General features: G+C 73.4%; 18 protein-coding genes. 3 read left to right on the top strand and 15 right to left on the bottom strand.

All coding sequences use genetic code 11. From position 1 onward, the window contains the following. Positions 1-34 precede the first annotated feature (34 nt). On the bottom strand, positions 35-1,648 hold the full coding sequence (gene dop, locus WDV86_RS14430; protein WP_445263108.1) for a depupylase/deamidase Dop: 1,614 nt from the start codon (positions 1,646-1,648) through the stop codon (positions 35-37). A 122-nt stretch (positions 1,649-1,770) separates the two neighbouring features. On the opposite strand from dop, the gene WDV86_RS14425 reads away from it, so the two are divergent. After that, a complete protein-coding gene (locus tag WDV86_RS14425) occupies positions 1,771-2,259 on the top strand; it encodes a DUF3054 domain-containing protein (protein ID WP_339568330.1) in 489 nt (162 codons plus the stop codon). A 133-nt stretch (positions 2,260-2,392) separates the two neighbouring features. Here WDV86_RS14425 and arc read toward each other — a convergent pair whose 3' ends face one another. From arc to WDV86_RS14400, 5 genes are all read right to left on the bottom strand, one after another. Beyond that, a complete protein-coding gene (arc, locus tag WDV86_RS14420) occupies positions 2,393-4,108 on the bottom strand; it encodes a proteasome ATPase (RefSeq protein WP_339568329.1) in 1,716 nt (571 codons plus the stop codon). 299 nt (positions 4,109-4,407) lie between these two features. Further along, the gene (locus WDV86_RS14415; RefSeq protein ID WP_339568328.1) at positions 4,408-5,457 is read right to left on the bottom strand and encodes a CNNM domain-containing protein; all 1,050 of its coding nucleotides are present in this window, start codon (positions 5,455-5,457) and stop codon (positions 4,408-4,410) included. After that, a complete protein-coding gene (locus WDV86_RS14410; protein ID WP_445263107.1) occupies positions 5,454-6,968 on the bottom strand; it encodes a hemolysin family protein in 1,515 nt (504 codons plus the stop codon). The genes WDV86_RS14415 and WDV86_RS14410 overlap by 4 nt, the downstream gene beginning before the upstream one ends. 199 nt (positions 6,969-7,167) lie before the next feature. Continuing rightward, positions 7,168-8,274 carry a tRNA (adenine-N1)-methyltransferase gene (locus WDV86_RS14405; RefSeq protein ID WP_339568326.1) on the bottom strand — a complete coding sequence of 369 codons (1,107 nt, stop codon included), beginning with the start codon at positions 8,272-8,274 and terminating at the stop codon, positions 7,168-7,170. Then, entirely contained in the window at positions 8,271-9,470 is a 1,200-nt protein-coding gene (locus WDV86_RS14400; protein ID WP_339568325.1) for a site-2 protease family protein, read from the bottom strand. The genes WDV86_RS14405 and WDV86_RS14400 overlap by 4 nt, the downstream gene beginning before the upstream one ends. 197 nt (positions 9,471-9,667) lie before the next feature. On the opposite strand from WDV86_RS14400, the gene WDV86_RS14395 reads away from it, so the two are divergent. Next, positions 9,668-9,934: a hypothetical protein gene (locus WDV86_RS14395; RefSeq protein ID WP_339568324.1), complete on the top strand. Its 267-nt coding sequence runs from the start codon at positions 9,668-9,670 to the stop codon at positions 9,932-9,934. Positions 9,935-10,161: 227 nt separating this feature from the next. Here the strand turns inward: WDV86_RS14395 and WDV86_RS14390 are convergent, their stop codons facing one another. Together WDV86_RS14390 and WDV86_RS14385 are read right to left on the bottom strand one after the other, a co-directional pair. Continuing rightward, positions 10,162-10,668: a DUF421 domain-containing protein gene (locus WDV86_RS14390; protein WP_339568323.1), complete on the bottom strand. Its 507-nt coding sequence runs from the start codon at positions 10,666-10,668 to the stop codon at positions 10,162-10,164. Positions 10,669-10,989: 321 nt separating this feature from the next. Beyond that, positions 10,990-11,208, bottom strand: a complete 219-nt coding sequence (locus tag WDV86_RS14385) for a ribbon-helix-helix protein, CopG family (RefSeq protein ID WP_339568322.1) — start codon at positions 11,206-11,208, stop codon at positions 10,990-10,992. Positions 11,209-11,569: 361 nt separating this feature from the next. Between WDV86_RS14385 and WDV86_RS14380 the strand changes: the two genes are divergently transcribed. After that, positions 11,570-11,911, top strand: a complete 342-nt coding sequence (locus WDV86_RS14380) for a hypothetical protein (RefSeq protein WP_339568321.1) — start codon at positions 11,570-11,572, stop codon at positions 11,909-11,911. A 1,283-nt stretch (positions 11,912-13,194) separates the two neighbouring features. On the opposite strand, the gene WDV86_RS14375 is transcribed toward WDV86_RS14380, so the two are convergent. The 7 genes from WDV86_RS14375 to WDV86_RS14345 form a co-directional block, all read right to left on the bottom strand. Beyond that, complete coding sequence (locus WDV86_RS14375; protein ID WP_339568320.1) at positions 13,195-13,866, bottom strand: hypothetical protein; 672 nt, start codon at positions 13,864-13,866, stop codon at positions 13,195-13,197. Positions 13,867-14,147: 281 nt separating this feature from the next. Then, the gene (locus WDV86_RS14370; RefSeq protein WP_339568319.1) at positions 14,148-14,564 is read right to left on the bottom strand and encodes a tyrosine-type recombinase/integrase; all 417 of its coding nucleotides are present in this window, start codon (positions 14,562-14,564) and stop codon (positions 14,148-14,150) included. A gap of 670 nt (positions 14,565-15,234) precedes the next feature. Beyond that, positions 15,235-16,305 carry an ABC transporter ATP-binding protein gene (locus WDV86_RS14365; RefSeq protein ID WP_445263106.1) on the bottom strand — a complete coding sequence of 357 codons (1,071 nt, stop codon included), beginning with the start codon at positions 16,303-16,305 and terminating at the stop codon, positions 15,235-15,237. Positions 16,306-16,352: 47 nt separating this feature from the next. Beyond that, the gene (locus WDV86_RS14360) at positions 16,353-17,357 is read right to left on the bottom strand and encodes an ABC transporter ATP-binding protein (RefSeq protein ID WP_445263105.1); all 1,005 of its coding nucleotides are present in this window, start codon (positions 17,355-17,357) and stop codon (positions 16,353-16,355) included. Between the two features lie 62 nt (positions 17,358-17,419). Further along, positions 17,420-18,409 carry an ABC transporter permease gene (locus tag WDV86_RS14355; RefSeq protein WP_339568316.1) on the bottom strand — a complete coding sequence of 330 codons (990 nt, stop codon included), beginning with the start codon at positions 18,407-18,409 and terminating at the stop codon, positions 17,420-17,422. Further along, positions 18,406-19,410: an ABC transporter permease gene (locus WDV86_RS14350; RefSeq protein WP_339568315.1), complete on the bottom strand. Its 1,005-nt coding sequence runs from the start codon at positions 19,408-19,410 to the stop codon at positions 18,406-18,408. Before WDV86_RS14350 ends, WDV86_RS14355 begins: the two co-directional genes overlap by 4 nt. A 79-nt stretch (positions 19,411-19,489) precedes the next feature. Further along, complete coding sequence (locus WDV86_RS14345; protein WP_339568314.1) at positions 19,490-21,157, bottom strand: ABC transporter substrate-binding protein; 1,668 nt, start codon at positions 21,155-21,157, stop codon at positions 19,490-19,492. Between the last annotated feature and the right edge of the window lie 62 nt (positions 21,158-21,219).

Genomic DNA, 21,219 nt, shown 5'->3' with positions numbered 1-21,219 from the left:
GGGAGGCCTCGGTCGGCGGCCTCGGCCGCCTGGCTCAGCGCCCGCCCGTGAGGGCGTGCACCAGCTCGACCGCGGTCGGGCACCGGTCCAGCAGGGCCCCGGTGGCCGCCCGGGTGCCCCGCAGCGGCTCGAGCATCGGCACCCGCTGCAGCGACGCCCGGCCGGCGACGTCGAGGACGACGGAGTCCCAGCTCGCGGCCGCGACCTCGTCGCCGTAGCGGCGCACGCACTCCCCGCGGAACCACGCCCGCGTGTCCTCCGGCGGCGTGGTGACGGCGCGGGCGACGTCCGCCGGCTCGTGCAGGACGTCCACGGCGTCGCGGCCGACGAGCCGGGCATGCAGCCCCTTCTCGGGGCGCAGGTCGGCGTACTGGATGTCGATGAGCGCGAGCCGCGCGGCATCCCACGACAGCTGCTCCCGGCTCCGGAAGCCCTCCAGCAGGCGGAGCTTGGCCACCCAGTCCAGCTGCCGGGCGCACCGCAGCGGGTCGGCCTCCAGGTCGGTGAGCACCTGCTCCCACAGGCCGAGCACCTCGGCGGTGTCCGTGTCGACGTCCTGGCCCTGGCGTCGGGCGACGAAGCGCTGCGCCGCCTCCAGGTGCCGCCACTGCAGCTGCACGGCGGTGAGGCGCTCGCCCGTGCGCAGCGTGAGCAGGTGCCGCAGGGACGGGTCGTGGCTCACGGCCCGCACCGCCGCGACGGGGTTCTCGACCGCGAGGTCCGGCATCTCCCCGGCCTCGACCATGGCCAGGACGAGCGACGTCGTGCCCGTCTTCAGCAGGCTCGCGACCTGGCAGAGGTTGGCGTCGCCGACGATGACGTGCAGCCGGCGCCAGGCGTCCGCGCTCGCGTGCGGCTCGTCGCGGGTGTTGACCAGCGGTCGCTTGAGCGTCGTCTCCAGACCTACCTCGGTCTCGAAGAAGTCGGCGCGCTGGCTCAGCTGGAAGCCGTCCTCGCCGCCCTCCTGGCCGCGCCCGACCCGACCGGCGCCGGTGACCACCTGCCGGCTGACGAAGAAGGGCACGAGGGCGCGGGCGATGTCGCCGAAGGGCACCGAGCGCGGCATGAGGTAGTTCTCGTGCGTGCCGTAGGAGGCGCCCTTGCCGTCGGTGTTGTTCTTGTAGAGCACGACGTCGCCCAGCCCCGGCGAGGCGGCGATCCGCCGCATCGCCTCGCGGGCCACCTCGTCCCCCGCGAGGTCCCACAGGACGGCGTCGCGCGGCGTCGTCACCTCCGGGCCGGAGTACTCCGGGTGGGCGTGGTCGACGTAGAGCCGCGCGCCGTTGGTGAGGACGGTGTTGGCCAGTCCGGCGTCCTCCAGCTCCTCGGCGACGGCGACGCCGGAGCCGGCGTCGCCGCGCCGGGTCGCCCGAGCCGGGGACGAGGCCTCGGCGGCGACGTCGGGCGGGACGTCGGTCAGCTGGCTGGGGTGGGCGCGCGCCCGGTCCAGCTCGAAGCCGCGGGCGTCGCGCAGCGGGGCCTCGTCCGCGTAGTCCCAGCGCGTGCCGCGACGGCTGCGGGTGCCGCGACCGGTGACCCCGCTCGGCGCCGGCGCCGCGTAGGCGTGCACGACGCGCCCGGAGAGCAGCATCGGGTTGGTGCCCGGCTCCCCCGGGGCGCTGACGCCGAACTCCGTCTCCAGGCCCATGACCCGGCGGACGCCGCCGTCGCGCCCCCACGGCCCCTGCGAGCGCACCGGCCCCGAGGGCCGGGCGCCCGGCGTCGCGCCGTCAGCAGCGGTGCTCATCGCCGCGAGCCTACGGTGGCCCCGTGAGCAGACCGCACGAGCGACGGCGCAGCGCGCAGCAGCGCGCCCAGCGGCGGACGCAGCAGCAGGCGCGGCGCCGGCGCCGCGAGGAGCAGGCCGTCGTCGAGCCCGCCCCGGCCGGCGGCGCCCCAGCACGCCCGCCGGTCGCCGGCCTGGCCGTGGACCTGGTCGCCGTCCTCGTCTTCGCCGGCGTCGGCCGGGCCAGCCACGGCGAGGGCCTCGGCCTGCTCCAGGTGCTCGGCACCGCGCTGCCCTTCTGGGCGGGCGTCGTCCTCGCCTGGGCGCTGCCGCGGGTGCACCGCGACCCCACCCGGGTCGTGCCCGCCGGCGTCCTCGTCCTCGCGGCGTCCGTCTCCCTCGGCATGGTGCTGCGCCTGGCCACCGGCCAGGGCGCCGAGCCGTCCTTCGTCGTCGTCACGACGCTCGTCCTGGCGGTGCTCATGCTGGGTTGGAGGGCGCTGGCCGGGCGGGCGGCACGCCGCAGCGGCTGACGCCTCACGGGCCGCGTCGCCGGACCACCTGCGCGCCGCCCCTGCCCGCGATGTGTGACCTTGTCGAGTCCTGGTCAGGTGTTCTCGCCAGCGTCAAGGTCACACATCGCGGAGGGGGCGGCGGGGCGGGGCGCTACAGGTACTGCCCCGGGCTCGCGACGGTGTCGATCGTCCGGCCGGCGTCGGAGCCCTTCTTGCCCTGGACGATGGTGCGGATGTAGACGATCCGCTCGCCCTTCTTGCCGGAGATGCGGGCCCAGTCGTCGGGGTTGGTCGTGTTGGGCAGGTCCTCGTTCTCCTTGAACTCCTCGACGCAGGCGACGAGGAGGTGGTCGACGCGGATGCCCTTGGTCCCGGTGGCGAGGAAGTCCTTGACGGCGGTCTTCTTCGCCCGGTCCACGATGTTCTGCACCATCGCGCCGGAGTTGAAGTCCTTGAAGTAGAGGACCTCCTTGTCACCGCCGGCGTAGGTGACCTCGAGGAACTGGTTCTCCTCGGTCTCGCTGTACATCCGCTCGACCGTCGCCCGGATCATCGCGTCCACGCAGTCCTGCGCGGAGCCGCCGTGGTGGGCCAGGTCCTGCGGGTGCAGCGGCAGGTCGGGCGTCAGGTACTTGGCGAAGATGTCCTTGGCCCCCTCGGCGTCGGGCCGCTCCACCTTGATCTTCACGTCGAGACGGCCGGGCCGCAGGATCGCCGGGTCGATCATGTCCTCGCGGTTGGACGCCCCGATGACGATGACGTCGTCCAGGCGCTCGACGCCGTCGATCTCGGCGAGCAGCTGCGGCACGATCGTCGTCTCCACGTCAGAGCTGACGCCCGAGCCGCGGGTGCGGAACAGCGACTCCATCTCGTCGAAGAACACGACGACGGGGTGGCCCTCGCTCGCCTTCTCCCGGGCCCGGGCGAAGATCATCCTGATGTGCCGCTCGGTCTCCCCGACGTACTTGTTGAGCAGCTCCGGCCCCTTGACGTTGAGGAAGAAGCTGCGCGCCTCGTCACGGCCGCTGCGCTCGGCCGACTGCCGGGCCAGCGAGCGCGCCACGGCCTTGGCGATGAGCGTCTTCCCGCACCCGGGCGGGCCGTACAGCAGCACGCCCTTGGGCGGCTTGAGGCCGTGCTCGCGGAAGAGGTCGGGGTGGCGGAAGGGCAGCTCGACGGCGTCGCGGATCGTCTCGATCTGCGCGCCGAGCCCGCCGATGTCGGAGTACTCGATGTCGGGGACCTCCTCCAGCACGAGGTCCTCGACCTCGGCCTTCGGCACCACCTCGTGGACGTACCCCGACCGCGGCTCCATGGTGAGGGACTCCCCCACCTTGATCGTGCGCCCCAGCAGCGGGCCGGCGAGGCGGACGACGCGCTCCTCGTCGCCCTGGACGGCGACGAGCGCCCGGTCCTCCCCCAGCGCCTCCTTGAAGGTGACGACCTCGCCCGTGCGCTCGAAGCCGCGGACGGCGACGACGTTCATCGCCTCGTTGAGCTCGACCTCCTGGCCGGGGCGCAGGTCGTCGGCGTCGATCGCGGCGGACAGGGCGACCCGCATCTTGCGGCCCTGCTGCATGACGTCGACGACTCCCTTCCCCGAGGGGCCCAGGTAGGTCGCGTAGCCGCTGGGCGGCTGGGCCAGCCGCTCCACCTCGCCGCGCAGGGTGAGGAGCTGCTCACGGGCCTGCGTCAGCGTGGTGGCGAGCCGCTCGTTGCGGGCGACGAGCTCGCCGACCTGGTCCTGCAGGGCAGAGACGCGCGCGGCGCTCGTGGCCCAGGTGCGCGGTGGTTCGGCGCGCCGCTGCTCATCGGCGGGCTCGCTGCCGCTGCCGTCGTCGCGGGGCTGGTCGGGTCGGACGTCCATGCACGCCTCCTCACGGGGGCGCGGCCGGGGCCGCGCGGGCACCTCGTCGAGCGGCGACAGTAACCCGCGCACCGGCTCCCAGGTCCGGCGCCCCGCACCTCCGGGCGCCTGCATCGCCGGTTGGGCCAACGGGTGACGACGCGTCGACGTCCTCCGGGCTGCCGCGGCCGGGCGCACGCGCCCCCGATCGGTGCAATGGAGGCGACGGGGACGCGGGCGCCCGGGATGAGCAGCACACCCCGAGCGACGACGTCCCCAGTCGGTGCCGTGAGGCGCCTGGAGACACCAGCGCCCGCCCGTCAGGCCGGCGCGCCCGGCGTGACGACGACGTCCTCGGCCCCGGGCAGGACCCGGGCCAGGACGTCGGAGACCGTGATGACGCCGACGGGCACGTCGTCCGGCCCGACGACGAGCGCCAGCTGCTCGCTGGCCCCCCGCATCCGGGTCAGCGCCTCGTGGACCGGGAGGTCGGCCGGCACGGTGAGCGCCTCGCGGGCCAGCTCTCGCGCCGGCCGCTCCGGCGGCTCCAGCAGCGTGTCGCGCACGTGCACCACCTCGCGGGGGTGCTCGGCACCTGTGGGCCCGCGACCGACGAGCACCCGCAGGTGGCCCGAGCGCAGCGCCGCGGCGTGCACCTCGCCCACGGTGGCCGAGGCGCCGACGGCGGTCGGGGGCTTGCGCCCCTCGGCGAGGGCCCCCGCCGTCAGGGTCTGCAGGTCGATGGCGGTGGCGATCTGCTCCCGGAACGCCGCCTCGAGCGTGCCTACCTGCGCCGAGTGCTCCACGAGGTGGCGGATCGTCGCGGCGTCGCGACCGCCCACGGCCGCCCGCTCCACGGGCTCGACCCCGGTCGCGGCGACGAGCCGGTTGGCGACCTGGTTGACCCAGCCCAGCAACGGCCGGAAGGGCCACACGACGATGCGCGAGGGCAGCCCGATGATCGTCGCCGAGCGCTCCGGGTGGGCGATGGCCCACGACTTCGGCGCCATCTCGCCGACGACGAGGTGCAAGAAGGTCACGAGCACCAGGGACAGACCGAAGGCGAGGGCCCCGGAGACGAAGCCCGGCATGCCCGTGAGCCCGAGCAGGTCCGAGAACCATGCGTCGACGGCCGGCTTCGTGACGGCGCCCAGCGCGAAGGTGCAGGCCGTGATGCCCAGCTGGGCACCGGCGAGCATGACCGTCAGCTCGTTGACCCCTCGCAGCGCCGCCCGCGCCGAGCGGCTCGTGCCCGCGGCCTCCTCAAGCCGGTGCCGGCGGGAGCCGAGGAGCGCGAACTCCACGACGACGAAGAAGGCGCTCGCGAGGACCAGCCCGACCGTGGTGGCCACGACGACAGCCGGGTTCATCGCTCCCCCTCCGCCGAGGCCGCGCTGTCCGCGGTCATCCGGCGCTCCCGGCGGGCGGCGTCGCGCTGCTCGGCCTCCTCGACCTCCTCGCGCTGACGGGCACGGGCCTCCTCCTGCTCACGGTGCTCCGCGGCCTCGTGCTCGGCCAGCACCTCGCCGCGCTCCTCGACGACGCACAGCCTCAGCAGGCTCGGCACGTGCCGCTCGACCTCGAGGACCTCGGCGTTGACGAGCCGCCGCACGGGCTCGTCCTCGAGCAGGTCGCCCGGGTCCTGGGGCAGCGTGACGACGACGACGTCACCCACGGCCGGCAGCGCGCCGTGGGAGGAGATGACGAGGCCGGCGACGGTCTCGAAGTCCCCGCGTGGCAGCTCGTGCTCCAGGGCCCGCTCGGCCTCGTCCACGTGCGCCTCGCCCCCGACGAGCCAGACGCCGTCGCCCTCGGCGGTGACCTCCTCCGGGTCACGACCACCCTCGTCGTGCTCGTCGTGGATCTCCCCGACGACCTCCTCGGCCAGGTCCTCGGTGGTGAGCACGCCGGTGAAGCCGCCGTACTCGTCGATGACGCAGGCCAGCTGGTCGTGCGAGCGTGACAGCTGGGTCAGCGCGTCCGGCAGCGACATGAGCGTCGGCAGCACGACGGGCGCCCGCATGATCTCGGTGACCGGGGACTGCCCCGGGCACTGCGCGCCGAGCACGTCGACGAGGTGGACGACGCCGACGGGCTGCTCCCGGTCGTCGACGACGGGGTAGCGGGTGTGCGCGGTGGCCATGAGGCTGCGGACCTCGTCGACGGTCGTCGTCGGGCGGACGACGTCCACGCGCGAGCGCGAGACCATCGCGTGCTCGACGTCGCGCTGGGGGAAGTCGAGGATGCGGTCCAGGACGACGGACAGCTCGGCCGAGAGGTCCCCGCTCTCCTTGGAGTCCGCGACGATGCGCTCCAGGTCGGCGGCGGTCGCGCTGTCGTCGAGGTCCTCGACCGGCTCGATCTTGAGCAGCCTCAGCAGCCCGGCCGCAGCCCGGTCGAACACGGTGATGAGCCACCCGAAGGCGACGAGGTAGATGCGCGTCGGCCGGGCCAGCGTGCGCGCCAGCGGCGTCGGGTTGGCGATGGCGAGGTTCTTGGGGAACAGCTCGCCGAAGATCATCTGCACGACGGTGGAGACGGCGAGCGCCAGCACCGTGCCGACACCGATGCTCACCGCCGCCGGGACACCGACCCCCCCGAGCAGCGTGCCGAGGGCGCTACCGACGAGCGGCTCGGCGACGTAGCCGACGAGCAGGCCCGTGACGGTGATGCCCAGCTGGGCGCCCGAGAGCATGAAGGACGTGCGCTTGGTCACCGCGAGCGCGTGGCGGGCCTTGTCGTCGCCGGCGTCGGCCTTCGCGCCGAGGACCGAGCGGTCCACCGACATGTAGGCGAACTCCTGCGCCACGAAGAAGCCGTTGGCGGCGATGATGACGCCGATGACCACGACGCCGAGGAGCAGCGTGAGAAGGGCGGTCAGGACCTCCACGGAGCCCCCTCGGGCCAGATCGGTCCACTGCGCGATGGGCCCGCGCCGAGGTCGCTCGGGCGGGCCACGGGTCTGTCGTCCAACAGGCTCCTCGGTCGGTGGGGAGGACGGGCCGCCGTCATGGGGCGGGTCGTCCTAGGCACAGCGTAGGGCCAGCCCCGGGGGCGAGGGCCGCGGCGCCCGCAGACTTCTAGCCGCCGTCGGCGGGGTCCGGGTCGCCGTCCTCGGCCGCGACGTCGCCCACCTCGGCCCGCCCGGGCCGCTGGGCCGCCAGGTCGCGGCGGACCCGGCGGACCTTGCGGGGGGAGACGGCGCGCTCCCCCACCGCCTCGGGCGACCAGTCCTGCTCGTCGGCCCAGGCGCTGCCGCCGACCGGCTCGTCCCCCGCGGGCGCGTCCTCGCCCGTGCGGGTTGCCTCCGGGGTGGCGACCGAGCTGCCCTTGGCCGGCCGCCGGCGGCGCTGCGGCGCGGCGACGCCCTCGGCCATCCGCCGCGTCGTCAGCAGGAAGCCGGTGTGGCCGACCATGCGGTGCTGAGGGCGGACCGCCAGGCCCTCCAGGTGCCAGCCGCGCACCATCGACTCCCAGGCCGACGGCTCGGTCCAGCGGCCGTCGGCGCGCAGGTCCTCGGCCATCCGGGAGAGCTGGGTGGCGGTGGCGACGTAGGCGATGAGCACACCGCCGGGCACGAGCGCCGTGGCGGCGGCGTCCAGGCACTCCCACGGCGCGAGCATGTCGAGGACGACGCGGTCGACGCTGCCGGGCTCCTCCGCCGCGGGCAGGACGTCGACGAGGTCGCCGACGCTCACGCGCCAGGCCGGGTGCGGCCCGCCGAAGAAGCCCTCGACGTTGGCGACGGCGATCTCGGCGAAGTCGGCGCGCCGCTCGACCGAGTGCAGGCAGCCGTCGTCGCCGACGGCCCGCAGCAGCGACATGCTCAGCGCCCCGGAGCCGACGCCGGCCTCGACGACGCGGGCGCCGGGGAAGACGTCGGCCATCGCGACGACCTGCCCGGCGTCCTTGGGGTAGACGACCGCGGCCCCGCGGGGCATGGAGAGCACGTGGTCGGCCAGCAGCGGTCGCAGGGCGAGGTGCTCGACGCCGGAGGTGCTCGTGACGACGACGCCCTCGGGCCCGCCGAGCAGGTCGTCGTGGGCCAGGACGCCGCGGTGGGTGTGGAACTGCCCGCCCGCGCGCAGGGTGATGGTGTGCAGCCGCCCGCGAGGGTCGGTGAGCTGGACCCGCTCGCCCTCGCGCAGGGGCCCACGGCGCAGCGCGGCGCCGGTCGGCGCGCTCACGGGCGAGCCCTGGCGGCCGCGACGACGTCCGACCCCCGCAGGACCCCGACGACGTGCCCGGCGCCGTCGACGACGGCCGCGACCTCGGCGCCCGTGACGGCCTCGGGGTGCCCGCCAGCGGCGGCGAGGCCGTGCACGAGCTCCTGCCCGGCGGCGTCCCGGCGCAGCGGCGCACCGCGCAGCGGGCGGGCGACGGAGGAGGCCTGCACCCACGGCCACCGCTCCTGCGGCACCCGGGTCACGGCGTCCCGGTCGACGAGGGCGACGGGGCGGCCGTCCGGGGCGAGCAGCACGACCTCCTGGGCGCCGGCGGCGTCCGCGGACCGCGCCACGTGCGCGACGACGACGTCGGCCGGCACGCCGACGGCACGCACGAGCAGCTCCTCGGCCCGCAGCGCGGCGACCCGGGTGCGCAGCCGGGCGTCCTTGAGCACGGCGCTGGCGCCCGTCCACAAGGTCCCGGCGACGAGCGCGGCCCAGGCGACGAAGAGCAGGGACGGCGAGCCGCCGCGCAGCACGGGCACGCCGAGCAGCACCAGCACCGCCAGCACGGCGAGGACGCGCCCGGCCTGCGCGGCGACGACCGTGGCGCGCAGCCGGTCCCCCGTGGCCTTCCAGACGCCGGCCTCGAGCATCCGGCCGCCGTCCAGCGGCAGGCCCGGCAGCAGGTTGAAGACGGCGACGAAGAGGTTGGCGAGGGTGAGCGCCGTGAGCAGCAGCCAGGCCAGCCCGCCGAAGGGGACGAGCAGCACCAGCAGCGCACCGAGCCCGGCGAGCACCGCGTTGGACGCCGGCCCGACGGCCGAGATGACGAAGCTGCGCCCGGGCGTGCTGGCCTCGGAGGCGAAGGTGGTGTGGCCGCCCCAGAGCGTCAGGACGATGCGGGTCGGCGGGAGCCCGACGGCGCGGGCCGTCAGGGCGTGGGCGACCTCGTGCACGAGCACCGAGAGGGCCAGCACGAGCGCGTAGGACAGGGCGACGACGACGGCGCCCGGGCCGCCGAGCTCGGGCGCGGTCCGCGCCACCGTCGGCGCGAAGAGCAGCGTGATGACCACGGCGATGACGACCCACGAGCGGGCCAGCACCACCGGCACGCCGGCGATGCTGCCGAGGTTCCAGCCCTCGCTGCCCTTCCGCGGCGCCGGGCCGCTGGCGGGCGGCCCCGCGGGGTCGGGTCGGGCGCTGGCAGGGTGCACCGGACGAGCGTACGGGCGCCTCCCGACAGCCCCGGTCGCGAGTCCCCTCAGATGACGTCGGTGCACCGGACGAGTGTCGTGGTGGGCACCTGGCACGCGATGCTGACGGCACGACGACCGGCGGGCAGCACGGCGGCGACCACGGCGAGCCCGGGCGGGTCGTCGCCTTCTTCCGGGGCGGCCCGCTCCCGCCGACCGTGGACCCGCCCACCGTCGCGCGGTCCGGCCCGCCCGCCGAGAAGCAGAGGCTCGCGGATGAGGACCATCTCGACGACGAGGTCGTCGACCTCCTCGTCCTCTCCGGCGACACCCATGTCGCCGCGGCGCTCGCCACGAGCAGCTCGGTCACCACGGCCACTCTCGAGCGGCTCGCCGAGCTGCACCCCGAGCACCGCCGGTGGATCGGCAGCCAGCCCGAGGTGCCGGTCCACCTCAAGGACGCCGTACCCGTCGACGACCACTGACGTCGGCGACCCGTGGGTGGACCAGCCGGGCGGGCGCTGGGACGTCGGCGACCGGACCGCCGGGGCAGCTCCTCGACCCCCTCGCGACCCAGGGCAGGACGACGGCGGGTCGTGGCGGCGCACGACCTCGACGAGGTCGGGGCACCTGGACGTCGTCGCCGAGCTGGCCGGTGCTCCGACGGGCGAGGAGCAGCTCGCGAGACGAGGACGGACCACCGGCGCTGCGCTCACCGCCCGACGTCGGTGAGCGCGGAGCCGTCGCCGACGGCGTCGAGCGGCACCACGCTGAGCGTGCCGTCGCTCTCGAGCACCACGGCGCCGACCTCGGCGAGGCTGCCCAGGCCGCTGGCGCGCACGGCCTGACGCAGCTCGGCCGGCGAGATGCGGTGGCGGTGCAGGGCTGCCTGCCGCACCTGCCCGTGCTCGAGCAGCAGCGAGGGCGAGGAGGTGACCGCCCACCGCGTGCCGGGCAGCCGCGTCGTCGTCCACGCGACGACCAGCTGCAGCGCGACGAGCAGCACGAGGGCGAGGACCCCCTCGGTCCAGGCGACGTCGGCGCTGAGCAGGATGGTCGCCAGCGTCGAGCCCAGCGCCACGGTGACGACGAGGTCGAAGGCGTTGAGCTTGGCGAGCGTCCGCTTGCCCGAGACCCGCAGCAGCGCCACCAGTGCCGCGTACGCGGCCGTGCCGACCAGCAGCACCCGGACGAGGTCTCCCCACGCGTCGAACCACATGGCGGCCAGCATGGACGCGCCCCCCGACACCGCGCCCGCTCGGCCGGGCGCGGACCCGTGGGGACCGGGCGACGGATCACCCGGCTGGTGGTCGCCCGGTCGGAGGTCTCCCGATGACGACCGACCTCCTGGCGGCGCCCCCTCGACACCGCCCACAGCGCCGTCCCGGCGACGACGGCCGTGGTGGCGACCAGCGCGCCCGTCGGGTCCTCGGCCGCGTCGAGGCCGTAACCGGTCCAGGCACCTGCCACGCTGCCGACGGCGGACAGCGAGAACGCCCACCCGAGGCCCGATGCTGGGTCGAGGTCGACCAGCCGGATCTCACCGCGCAGCATCGTCGAGGCCGTCTCCGGTGGTCGTCTCCCACCAGGCCCGCTCACCGGAGATGTCCCACTCGGCGTACGCCTCGGCATAGGCCTGCTGCAGTCCTTGGTGCCGGAGCCGGCGCACCGCCTGCTGCACGGCCGCGGACCGCGAGGGCAGTCCTGCCATGCAGACGTACTCGTCGAGGGTGGCGACGTCGTCCTCCGTCAGACTCACGCTGAGTTCCACACCGCGATGCTCCCCCGATGCCACCGACGGCCACCGATCGAGTGCAGCCGGTCAGGACGACCGACGGCCGCCTCTCCTCCGACGCCGCCGACTCCCAGAAGCCGGCCGTCGCGGGCCCACAAGGGATCGCTGATCTGGGATGCCTCGTAGAGGCGGGAACCTCGACCACGCCAGCTGCCGTCGTACGGGCATGCGTCGCCGCCTGCTACCAGCCGTGGTCGGCTTCACCGCCGCCCTCACGCTCATGGCCGCGGGCTGCGGGCACGACCCGGGCGCGGACCCGGGTCATCCCCGGCCGACGTGGGATGCCTCGGTCCCTACCCGTAGCGAGCCACCGCCGCAGCCAGCCGTGACCGGTCGGCCTGGGCCGACGCAGACCGCCGTGCAGGAGGTGCTGACGACCGAGACGACGGTCGAACGGCGGCGGACCGCCGTGCGGGTGCAGCTGTGGGGCAGCAGCAGCTGCCCGCAGGTCGTCACGGGCTCGCGCTTCGAGGAACCACGACGGCTGCTGGTGTGGGCCGAGTACGACGGTGGGACCGACGGCGCCTGCACTGCCGACCGGGCGCCGACGTCGTCGACGGTGCCCCTACCTGAGGAGCTGCAGGACGTCGACGAGCTGGAGGTCGTCGTCATCCACCTCGACGAGCAGGAAGTGGGCGTCGTCGGCTCGGTGCACCGTCTCCGGTAGACGCACAGCCCCCGACGGCTTCGCCGCCGCTCCCCGGCCGCCAGGACCTCCTCGTCGTGGTGCGGAACCTTCAGCAGTCCCACTCCACACCGGGAAGTCCTCACCCTCGTCACGACGCGCTCAGGCGCTCACGTCGCACCCACGCGACCAGCGTCCCTGGGCAGTACACCTAGCCGCCGGCGGACGCATCGACCACGAAACCCTCAGCCGCCCCAGCCAACGAGCCTGGCTGCACGCCGCCGCCACCGTCATCAACCAGTGCACGACCACGCCGGCGACCGCCTCGTCCCTGGCGTCGACCCCAGACCGCTGAGCGAGCCGTCGAGCCGGCGCCTCTGGCGTCGTGCTCGGCTGGCTGGCCACCGCCATGCAGTCCTCGTCGAGCCCACCAGATGCAGCATTCCGCCAAAACGCCGACGACGACCCGAACTACCCGGGCGTGGGCGTCCCCCCGCAAGTTCTAGAAAACCGCCGCCTGGACCACCCCTGACGACGGCCCCGTCGCCGACGACGGCGCCCGTGGCGGTAATGGTGACCCACCGGCCCTGCACTCGTCGACGACCACCGCAGGCGACTGGCCCGCGTACGGGTCCTTGGGCACGGGCAACTCTACGGTCCGGCGTAGAAGCACCTACGGCCTGCTACATCTGCGCCGGTAAGGCTCTGGGTCCTGAGTTACACACGTCTTCTCACGACGTGATCACCCGCAGATCGGTAGTCCGGTAGATGCGACCGAGAGACGTAAAAAAGCTAACGGTTTGACCCTCGTCGTTTACAGTCGCTCCAGTGTGAACTCCTAGCGCCCGAGAGTTCTCGAACCACGGGCCGCCGCTGTCTCCGTTCGCCGTGATGGAACGATCCATAAGAGTAAGACCAGAGTAGGTGTAGCGACCGTCCGACCTCGACTCCCCCACCTGGGCTACGAAGGCGCAGCCCCCACCAGTAATAGTGCCATACTTGCATGCTAGGTCGCCCACGCGAGCGTTGCCCGTGCTGAGGATGCGCCTAGTAAATAGTTGGCCGTTCGACGAGCGATCCGAAATGATGTTGTTGGAGGGGCCCTCCTGAGGCGACCTGTGCCACTGCGCATCCGTGTTGCTACCCAGCAGTGCATCCCCAAGGAACTCCATGTTCAACCGGTTCTCGTAGTTCAAGGGGTTCCGGCAGTGCCCAGCAGTCATGAGCCCGTTGCCGCCGCGCACGTTATACACCCCGAAGGCCGCCGTACACGCAAGGGGGGCGTTAGGGATGCCGCCGAGGCCGAGTGCCGTACCGCCAGAAAGTTACTCGGTCTCGAAGAACAGGTCCTCGTCAACCTGCGCGGCGAGGTCCACCTCGACTGACAGGCCCTCGGCGTCGACAACGTCCTGAGCGCTCTCGGCGGCGAGAGCAAGCGCTCCACTCGGCATAACAACCGACGTCTTAACGTCGACCACCCCTGTACGAGGATCGGCACTGCCAGCGGCGATAAAGTCAGTGTTGTTACTCTCTCGCCGTAGTGTTGTCACGGCGGCATCCGCGACCTCTTCGGCGGCGACGGCACTCAAGGCGTAGCCGCCCTCCAACCTCACATCAACAGCCAAGCCGGCAAGCATGTCGATGACTGGCGGCGGAACTGCTCCGACGAAGGAGACGGACGACACCTCGCCGGGCCCATTCGCGTATACTGACGCAGCGAACTGGTCCGGGTATCTTTCTGCGATCGTGTCCACAGCGACGCTGAAGTCGTGATTTGGCCCGTACTCTTCAACGATGTCACTCAGGGGAGTGTCTGTCTGATTGGCCAGAGTAGTCAGGTCTCGTAGATCAACGGGTGTTAAATCCGCCGTGTCCGTCGCTGCAGGCACAATAATGGTGGTAACATCGGTCGCGGCCTGCGCGCCTGTTGCGCTAGAACTGATGAGCAGCGCCGCGCCAGCAAAAGCCACGGAGATGCTTCGCCGGTTGTGGGTCATTGCGCCAGGGTGAGCCAGGGCTGTCAATCTGTCAAGCGGCTTGGGACTTCGTCGTCTCGCAGTCACCCATATAGGCTAGAGCGTGTCCTTCTACCGCCGGGGTAGGTCCCGCCCACGCTGGCCGGGTGACTCGCACAGCTGAGATCGACGACGCGACTTGGGCGGTGCTGGAGCCGTTGCTGCCGTGCAGATGTGGGGGTGGGCCTGAAAGCGGCCCCTAGGGGTGACCCACGCGGTCGGGTAGACACATCGGAGGCTCGATGCGAGCACCTCGACCCACCTCACGGCAGGAGTCCGGCGAGGGCGTAAGTGGGGTGTCGGTCGAGGTTGTGGCGGGCGGTGCGGGGGTTGGCGTGGCCGGCGGCGTCTTGGACGTCGCGGAGGCTGGCGCCGGTGTCCAGGGCGAGGGTGACGAAGGCGTGCCGCAGGTCGTGGGGGTGCAGGGAGCCGGCCTTGTCGGGGACGGCGTTGGCAGCGAGGCGGCGCAGGAGTCGCCAGACGGCGTGGCGGTCCATGGCCCTGCCGGTGCGGGTGGGGAGCAGGGGATCGTTGGTGCGGCCGGCGAAAGCGTGCTGAAGCCGCAGCAGGACGTCGGTGACCCTGCCGTCGTCGTGCGGACTGTTGAAGGCCGTCATCGCGGCTCGCATCGAAGACAGTGACTTCTTCTTCAGAGCCCGGGCGTCTTGCTTGAGCCTCACACGTCAAGGGTGCACCTCGCGAACAGGCCGTGCACGGCGACTCGCCCATGCCACAGCACCACAGCGACCGCTCTGATCAAATCCGGTGACCCCAGCTCGATCGGCAAGACTGATGGGCCAGCAATCGTCCCAGCAGCCGACCCCCTACCGGTGACGCCGCAGGTCAGGACCGCGCCGAGGCAGCGCCTCGGTGTCGGCGTCCCGACAGCCCTGTTCGGATGAAGGTCCCGCGCAGGTGCGTCATGCGGGACGCCTCCAGGGGGCGCGGGCGGTGCGGTGCCTTCTCCGTGCCGGTCATCGGCCTCGGCTGGCCTCCATGCCGGCACGTTGGGCCGCGCGTGGTTGCTGGGAGCGTGAGGGCGGGTGACCACTCCCCCGCCGTGACGATCGCCCCGCGGCTGAAGAGCCGGCCACGGTGGTTCGGTGATGAGTGCGACAAGATTCTGAGACGCCGGCGTTGACCCGTCGGCGAGACATCGCAGGGCCAGCCGGCGGCGCCTACGACAGCTTCAACGAGCTCCTGCAGACGAGGGCTCCCGACGCGTCGAACCACAGGGCCGCCAGCATGGACGTGGTCCCCGACGGCGCGCCTGCCGGCCAGGCGCAGGTCGAGGGCGACCCGATGACCCGACGAGAGGCGCGAGCGGTGCTCGGCCCCGCCCCGCTGGCGTCAGGAGCCCGTCGCCACCTCCCGCGTGGCGGTCGGGTCGGAGGCGTCGGCGCGGGGGGTGATGCGGCCGTCCCGGACGTCCTCGGCCCAGTGGCAGGCGACGGTGTGGCCGGGCGCGAGCTCCCGCGCCCGCGGCACCTCGTCGGAGCAGCGGGTCTCCTGCCGGAACGGGCAGCGGGTGTGGAAGCGGCAGCCGGGTGGTGGGTCGGCCGGGCTCGGCAGGTCACCTGTGAGCAGGATCCGCTCTCGCGCGTCCTCGGCCGCCGGGTCGGGCACGGGGATCGCCGACATCAGCGCGAGGGTGTACGGGTGCAGCGGGCGGGAGTAGAGCTCGTCGCTGGGCGCCTGCTCGACGACGACGCCGAGGTACATGACGCCGACGACGTCGCTGATGTGGCGCACGACGGCGAGGTCGTGGGCGATGACGAGGTAGGTCAGGCCCAGCCGCTCCTGCAGCTCCTCCAAGAGGTTGACCACCTGCGCCTGCACCGACACGTCGAGGGCGCTGACGGGCTCGTCGGCGACCACGAGGTCGGGCGAGAGCGCGACGGCGCGGGCGATGCCGATGCGCTGGCGCTGCCCGCCGGAGAACTCGTGCGGGTAGCGGGCGGCCGCGCTGGCGGGCAGCCCGACGACCTCCAGCAGCTCCAGCACCCGGGCCCGCCAAGCCTGCGGGCCGCCCGGCACGTCGTGGGCGCGCAGCGGCTCGGTGAGCAGGCTCTCGACGCTCTGGCGCGGGTCGAGGCTGCTCATCGGATCCTGGAAGACCATCTGCATGCGCCGACGCAGCGACCGCAGGGCCGCCGGCCGCAGCGCGAGCACGTCCTGCCCGTCGAGCTCGACGGTGCCGGCCGTCGGCTCCTCCAGCCGCAGCAGGGCCCGTCCGAGCGTCGACTTGCCGCAGCCGGACTCCCCCACGAGGCCGTAGGTCTGCCCGCGCCGCAGGTCCAGGTCGACGCCGTCGACCGCCCGCACGTGCCCGACGGTCCGGTCCAGCAGCAGCCCCTTCTTGAGGGGGAAGTGCACCTCCAGGCCGCGCACGCGCAGGAGGACGTCGTCGCCCGTGCCCATCTCGCTCCTGCTCTCCACGTCGTCCCGGTCCTTCGCGCCCACCCCGCTCACGTGCTCGCCCCCGCCGTGGCAGCGGCCGCGGGCAGCGCCGGGTGCACGCACCGGACGGCGTGCCCGCCGCCCAGCTCTGGTGGCTCGCGCAGCGCCATGCCCGGGTCGGCGCACGCGACGTCGGCGTACGCGCACCGCGGGGCGAAGGCGCACGCCCGCGACCACGGCAGCGTGTCGCGCGGCGTGCCGGGGATCGGGCGCAGCGGCTCGCCGCGCGGGCCGTCGAGGCGCGGCACCGAGGCGAGGAGCCCCTCGGTGTAGCGGTGCGCCGGCGCGCCGAACAGCTCGCGCCGGCGAGCGGTCTCGACGACGCGCCCGCTGTACATGACGGTGACGTCGTCGCACAGGCCCGCCACGACGCCGAGGTCGTGCGTGATGAGCAGCATCGCCGTCCCCGACTCGGCGACGAGCACCCGCAGCAGCTCGAGCACCTGCGCCTGGATGGTCACGTCGAGCGCCGTCGTGGGCTCGTCCGCCACCAGCAGCCGCGGCTTGCACGCCAGCGCGATGGCGATGAGCGCCCGCTGCCGCATGCCGCCGGAGAGCTGGTGCGGGTAGTCCTTCAGCCGCCGCCGCGGGTCGGGGATGCCGACGCGGCGCAGCAGGTCCTCCGCCTCGTCCCGCGCCTCCGCCCGGGTGGCGCCGGTGTGCGTGCGCAGCACCTCGGTCACCTGCACCCCTACGGGCACGACGGGGTTCAGCGAGCTCATCGGGTCCTGGAAGACCATCGACATCTGGTCCCCCCGCAGCGCCGCGAGCCGTCGCGGCGCCATCCCGACCAGCTCCTGGCCCGCGAGGCGCACCGAGCCGGTGACGTGCGCCGACCGCCGCGGCAGCAGCCCCATCACCGCGAGCGAGGTCACCGACTTGCCACTGCCGGACTCCCCCACGAGCCCCATGACCTCGCCCGGGCGCACCGACAGGCTCACGCCGTCGACGGCGCGCACCGGCTCGGCGCCGCGGCGGCGGAACTCGACGCCGAGGTCGCGCACCTCCAGCAGCGCCTCGGCGCGGCCCTTCTCGCCCCCGCCGCGCAGGTCGCCGGGAGTCCCGCCCGCGGGGCTCACCGGCGCAGCTTCGGGTCGAGGGACTCGCGCAGGGCCTCGCCGAAGAGCGTGAAGCCGAGCGCGCTGACGGCGATGCAGACGCCGGGCAAGATCGCCAGGTGCGGGTCCGTGGCCAGCCGGTCCTGGGCCCGCACGAGCATCCGGCCCCACTCGGCGACGGTGGGGTTGGGGTCCCCCAGGCCGAGGTAGGACAGCGCGGCGACCTCGATGATCGCCGTCGCCAGCGTGAGCGTGCCCTGCACGATCACGGGGCCGAGGGAGTTCGGCAGGACATGGCTCATCACGACCGTCCGGTGCCGCAGCCCCAGGGAGGACGCCGCGAGCACGTAGTCGGCGCCGCGCTGGCCGAGCATCGACCCCCGCAGCAGCCGGGCGAAGATCGGCACCTGGGCGGCGCCGATGGCGATCATCAGGGCCGTCGGGCTGGGCCCGACCACGGCGGCGACGCTGACGGCCAGCAGCAGGCTGGGGATCGAGAGCAGGATGTCGACGACGCGCATCACCGCGGTGTCGACCCACCCGCCGAAGGCACCGGCCAGCACCCCCAGCGCCGCCCCGAAGACGAGGCCGATGGCCGTGGAGACGACGCCGATGACGAGCGACTGGCGGGCGCCGTAGACCAGCTGGGTGAAGAGGTCCGAGCCGAAGCTGTCCAGCCCCAGCAGGTGGTCATCGCTCGGCCCGGGCACCGAGGACGGCGTCACCTGGCTCGCCCACTGCGCCCCGGCGGGCTCGTAGGGCGCGATGACCGGCGCGAGCAGCGCCACGAGCACGAAGAGCCCGACGATGACGACGCCGACGATCGCGCCGGGGTCGCGCCGCAGCCGGCGCCACGCGCCGCGCCACAGGCTGGTGCCGCGCTCGTCCTCGCCCTCTGGCTCCAGCGCGAGCTCGGCCGGCGTGCCCGGGGGGTCGTCCTGCAGCCGGTCGTCCGGGGCGCCCCCGCTCGCGCCCGCCCCGGGCGGCGGCGTGATCCCGCTGCTCACGAGACCCGCACCCGCGGGTCGACGACGCCGTAGGAGAGGTCGACGAGGAGGTTGACGAGGGCGTAGATGACCGCGATGAAGAGGATGTAGCCCTGCAGCACCGGGTAGTCCAGCGCGGAGATGGACTCGAAGAGGTACTGCCCGATGCCGTTGAAGGCGAAGACCGTCTCGGTGAGGACGGCGCCCGAGAGCAGCAGGCCGGTCTGCAGGCCGACGGTCGTCAGCACCGGCAGCATCGCGTTGCGCAGCACGTGCCGCCGACGCACCAGGGAGCGCGTGAGCCCCTTGGCCTCGGCGGTCCGGACGTAGTCCAGGCCGGTCACCTCCAGCACGGACGCGCGCGTGATCCGCACGATGATGGCGAGCGGGATGGTGCCCAGTGCCACGGCCGGCAGCACGAGGTGCACGACGGCGTCCCAGGCGGCGTCCCACTCCCCCGTGAGGATCCCGTCGAGCACGTAGAAGTTGGTGACGTGGGTCGCGTCGATCCGCGGGTCCTGCCGCCCGGCGGTCGGCAGCCATCCGAGCTGGACGGCGAAGACGAGCTTGAGCAGGTAGGCGAGGAAGAAGACGGGGACCACGGTGCCGAGCAACGAGCCGCCGACAAGCAGGGTGTCGAGCGCGCTGCCGTGCCGGCGCGCCGCCAGGTAGCCCAGCGGGATGCCGAGGACGACGGCGACCAGCAGCGCCGCGACCGACAGCTCCACCGTCGCCGGGAAGCGCAGGAAGAAGCTGGCGACCACGGGCTCCCCCGTGCGGGTGGAGGTGCCGAGGTCACCGGTCAGCAGGTTGCCCAGATAGGTGACGTACTGCACCGGCAGCGGGCGGTCGAAGCCGTAGGCCTCGGTGATCCGGGCGACGGCCGCGGGTGTGGCCCGCTGCCCCAGCAGGGTGGCCGCCGGGTCTCCCGGCAGCGCCCGCAGCCACACGAAGAGCAGCACCGACAGGCCGAGCAGGACGGGCACCAGCAGGGCCAGGCGCCGGACGATGAGCCTCAGCACGGCGGGTGCTGCCCGGCCTCGACGTCGACCACGTCGAGGACCTCGACCACCTCGCGCCCGCCGTGCCGGAGGTCACCGGTCAGCTGACCGTCACCCCGTTCCAGACCTCGTCCTGCACCGGGCTGGGCTCGTAGCCGCTGACGCGCTCGGCGAAGGCCAGCGACGGCACCGGCGAGGCGATCGGGATCCCCGGCAGGAACTCCATGACCTGCTGGTTGATGGCCTCGTAGGCGGTCCCCTGCTCCTCCTCCGAGGGCAGCTCACGGGCGGCCGCGAGGGCGGCGAACAGCTCGGGGTTGTCGAAGCCCCACTCGTCCGACTGCGTGCCGAAGAAGACGCCGACGAAGTTGTCCGGGTCGTTGTAGTCGCCCGTCCACCCGAGCAGGTGCAGGCCATGGTCCGCGCTGCCGATCACGCGGTCGAGGTAGTCCGGCGACCAGGGCAGCGCGACGGGGTTGACCGTGATGCCGACGGCCTCGAGCTGGCTGCGCATCGCGACGAAGCTGTCCTCGGGGTTGGGCATGTAGGGCCGCGAGACCCCTGTCGGGTAGACGAAGTCGATCGTCAGGTCGCTCTGGCCGGCCTCGGCGAGCAGCTCGCGCGCCCGGTCGGGGTCGTACTCGTAGGTCTCCACGTCGGGGCTCCAGCCCGTGACGATCTCGGGCATGAACTGCGTCGCGACGGTCGAGCCCTCGGGCATCGACTGGCTGATGACGGCGTCCTTGTCGATGGCGTGGGCGATGGCCTCGCGCACCAGCGGGTCCGCGAGCTCGGGCACGGCCTGGTTGATGCCGAGGTAGAGCAGGTTGAAGGGGTCGCGGTCCTCGATCTGGAACCCGGCGGCCTCCAAGGCGTCGATGTCGCCGGGGGCGACGAGGTCGTAGCCGTCGATGGTGCCGCCCTCGAGCGCCTGCCGGCGGGCGTTGCCGTCGGAGATCGTCTGGATGACGACGCTGTCGAGCTGGGCGACGTCACCCCAGTAGTCCGGGTAGGGCGAGAGGGTCACCGACTGCCCGCGCTGCCAGCTGTCGAAGACGAAGGGCCCCGTGCCCGTCGGGTGCTCGGTGCCGTAGGCGCTGAACCGGACGTCGTCGGCGTCGCCTTCCAGGTTGTCGGCGTCGTACTCCTCCAGCGCCGTGGGGCTCTGCATGGAGAAGGCGGGCAGCGACAGGGAGGCGATGAAGCCGGCGAAGGGCCGGGTGAGCGTGACGGTCGCCGTCTGCTCGTCGTCCACGGTGCAGCTCTCGTAGAGCCCGCCCACCCGCTCGGGGTCCTCGCTCTCGGCGAAGCCCTGGTAGAGGTTGTTGTAGTAGTAGGAGATGTTCTCGTTCTGCGTCAGCCCGGTCCAGCCGTACCAGCGGTCGAAGTTGAAGCAGACCGCCGCGGCGTCGAAGACCGTGCCGTCGTGGAAGGTGACGCCCTCGCGCAGGTCGAAGGTGTAGGAGAGCCCGTCGTCGGTGCTCTCCCACGACTCGGCCAGCAGCGGCGCGGGGTCGGCCGTGCCGGGCTCGGTGCCGACGAGGCCCTCGAAGATCTGCCGGGCGACGCGGAAGGTCTCGCCGTCGCTGGCGAAGGCCGGGTCCAGCACCACCGGGTCCGAGCTCGCCGCGAAGACGAAGGTGCCGCCGTCGCCGCCCTCGCCCGTGCCGCCGCCGGTGTCGTCGCGCTCGCTGGCGCAGCCGGCCACCGCCACCAGCGCTCCTGCCGTGAGCACCGCCGCTGCCCGTCCTGCGACGTTCCGCCTCATCGTCTGCCCCTCGCGTGTCGCGTCCTCGTGGCCGGCGCGCGGGTCGCGGCCGGCCTCCTGCC

It is taken from the genome of Pseudokineococcus sp. 1T1Z-3 (assembly GCF_037482365.1).
GTDB lineage: Bacteria > Actinomycetota > Actinomycetes > Actinomycetales > Quadrisphaeraceae > Pseudokineococcus.
Note: the sequence above shows the minus strand (reverse complement) of the source record. Positions and strands in the feature narration are given on the sequence as shown.

What these genes read in the sequence shown, in the direction of transcription:
- dop (WP_445263108.1), bottom strand. Translation starts at nt 1,648, where the DNA reads ATGGGCCTGGAGACGGAGTTCGGCGTCAGCGCCCCGGGGGAGCCGGGC.
- arc (WP_339568329.1), bottom strand. Translation starts at nt 4,108, where the DNA reads ATGGACGTCCGACCCGACCAGCCCCGCGACGACGGCAGCGGCAGCGAG.
- WDV86_RS14415 (WP_339568328.1), bottom strand. Translation starts at nt 5,457, where the DNA reads ATGAACCCGGCTGTCGTCGTGGCCACCACGGTCGGGCTGGTCCTCGCG.
- WDV86_RS14390 (WP_339568323.1), bottom strand. Translation starts at nt 10,668, where the DNA reads ATGTGGTTCGACGCGTGGGGAGACCTCGTCCGGGTGCTGCTGGTCGGC.
- WDV86_RS14375 (WP_339568320.1), bottom strand. Translation starts at nt 13,866, where the DNA reads ATGACCCACAACCGGCGAAGCATCTCCGTGGCTTTTGCTGGCGCGGCG.
- WDV86_RS14365 (WP_445263106.1), bottom strand. Translation starts at nt 16,305, where the DNA reads ATGGGCACGGGCGACGACGTCCTCCTGCGCGTGCGCGGCCTGGAGGTG.
- WDV86_RS14345 (WP_339568314.1), bottom strand. Translation starts at nt 21,157, where the DNA reads ATGAGGCGGAACGTCGCAGGACGGGCAGCGGCGGTGCTCACGGCAGGA.